A 2267-nucleotide genomic window follows, 5' to 3' on the forward strand; every position below is an offset into this window, starting at 1 on the left:
ACACATACTCAAAGCCCCGCAGAAAATCTCTGCGGGGCTTTGCTCGTCTACTCACCTACTCACAACATCACGCTCCAATCAACGCCCAAAAAACAAAACACTCTCCACTGCGAGCCAGGCTCCAACATCCGCCGGATGCGAGGGCGATCTGCAGAATACCGGCCAAAATGCCGGACCGTAGCGAGCGTATATGAGGCGGCGCAAGCCCTGACACTTGCCTGCGCGTGGCCAGCATCGGAGTCTTGCTGCCAGCTGATGCTGGAGGGGCGGCCGCGGCAAAGTGTTTCAATACACAGGCAGGGTGCGCAGCGGGCAATGTCGGGTTACCCTCGCCCGCCTTGATCTACTGAATGCCTTCTTGATGATGTTCATTTGCCGTCACACCCGCCGCCTGCGACATGGAGCGCATGCCCTTTTTGTGCTGGTGCTGCTGTTTGCATGCTCTTGCGCTGTCTTGGCCGCAGAGGTCTCCGAGAGCTTGTTGTGGTTCGAGGGAGGGCGGCCGAAGGTGGTTGCCTGGCAGGCGGTGGACATTCTGCAGGAGGCCGCCGCCGACGGGCTGGCTGCCGATGATTACGATGCAGCGGGGTTGCGCAACATCCTTACCGCGCTTGAAGGTGGGGTTTCGCTGCCGGAGGCTGACATCCTGGCGCTCGATGCCACGGTGACGCGGGCCATGCGGCGCTATCTTGCAGACCTGCATTTTGGCCGCATCGACCCGCGCGAAGTGCACAACGGTTTTCGGGTGCCACGTACCAACGGTTTCGATCCGGCGGCCTATCTGCGCACGGCGGTGCTTGCCGGGCGCCTGCGGGCTGCGGTTGTCGAGGCGGCGCCGGCGCAGCCTTTCTACAGTGGCCTGCGCCGGGCGATGGGACGCTACCGGGAACTGGCCAGCGACCCGCTGCGCGCGCGCTTGTGGGACAGGCCGCTGCCGTCGCTACCCGGTCGCAAGCTGGAGCCGGGCCATGCCTGGTCGGGCTCGGAAATGCTGGCCCGCCGGTTGGTTGCCCTTGGCGACCTGCCGGCCACGACACCTTTGCCGCAACGTTACGACGGGGCCGTCGTGCAGGGGGTGAAGGCCTTTCAGGCACATCACGGGCTTGTGCCGGATGGCGTGATCGGAAGGGATTCCCTGGCTCAGCTGGAGGTGTCACCGGCCCTCCGTGTGCGCCAGATCGGGCTCAATCTGGAGCGCCTGCGCTGGACGCCGCTGTTGCAGGCGCGGCGCATGATCGTCGTGAATGTGCCGGAGTTTGTCCTCCGGGCCTACGCGTGGCGGGATGGCGCGGTCGAGGAAAAAGCACAGATGAAGGTGATCGTCGGCAAGGCGCTCGACACGCGCACGCCGATCTTTTCCGAAGACATGCGTTTCATCGAGTTCAGCCCTTTCTGGAACGTGCCGCCATCGATCGCCCAAGCCGAAACCGTGCCGAAGCTGAAGCGCGAGCCGGCGTATTTCGACGAGCAGGGTTTTGAGTTTGTGGCCGGCGACGGGCGGGTACTCAAAAACCTGTCGAACGACAATCTGGATGCATTGCAGCGCGGCCAGTTGCGCATCCGTCAGCGACCAGGGCCAAAGAATGCGCTGGGCGACATCAAGTTCGTGTTTCCCAACAATGACAACATCTACCTGCACCACACGCCGGCGCCGCAGCTGTTTGCTCGCCCGCGGCGGGATTTCAGCCATGGCTGCATCCGTGTGGAAGCGCCGGTGGCGCTGGCGAAGTTCGTGCTGGACGCTCAGCCCGAATGGGACGAAGCGCGCATCCGCGAGGCGATGGTGAAAGGAACATCGACCACCCTGCGTCTGCGCGAGCCGCTGCCGGTGGTGATTGCCTACAGCACCGTGGTGGCGAAGGCTGATGGCCGTGTGTTCTTCTTTCCGGACATCTACGGCCACGACGCGCTGCTGGATGAAGCGCTGAAGAAACGCGGGCCGCGGAAGCTCTAGCGGTAAATCGAATCAAAAATCAGGTGTTAAAAACAGCGGGGGGCGAACTTGTCGAGCAAGTCCGCCCCCCGCGCGGTTTACAACGGCCTGATTACGGCTTGTAGGCTTCGACCGGCAGGGTGATCGTCACTTCGTCGCCAACGTAGGGCGCGTTCTTGCCCATGTTGAAGTCGGTGCGCTTGACCTTGGCGGTGGCGGTGGCGCCACAGGCATCCTTCTTCAACATCGGGTGGGGCATGCAGTGGAAGGACACGACGGTCAGGGTGACCGGCTTGGTGATGCCCTTGAGGGTCAGGTTGCCTTCGATGGTGGC

General features: G+C 63.0%; 2 protein-coding genes. One reads left to right on the top strand and one right to left on the bottom strand.

From position 1 onward, the window contains the following. Nucleotides 1–418 precede the first annotated feature (418 nt). Complete coding sequence (locus Q1W26_RS17550; protein ID WP_300442816.1) at nt 419–1954, top strand: L,D-transpeptidase family protein; 1536 nt, start codon at nt 419–421, stop codon at nt 1952–1954. 91 nt (nt 1955–2045) lie between these two features. Here Q1W26_RS17550 and Q1W26_RS17555 read toward each other — a convergent pair. After that, on the bottom strand, nt 2046–2267 hold a 222-nt coding region (locus Q1W26_RS17555), incomplete at its 5' end, for a YceI family protein (RefSeq protein WP_300442817.1).

The sequence above is a fragment of the Zoogloea sp. genome, from assembly GCF_030157465.1.
In the GTDB taxonomy this organism is placed as follows: Bacteria; Pseudomonadota; Gammaproteobacteria; order Burkholderiales; family Rhodocyclaceae; genus Zoogloea.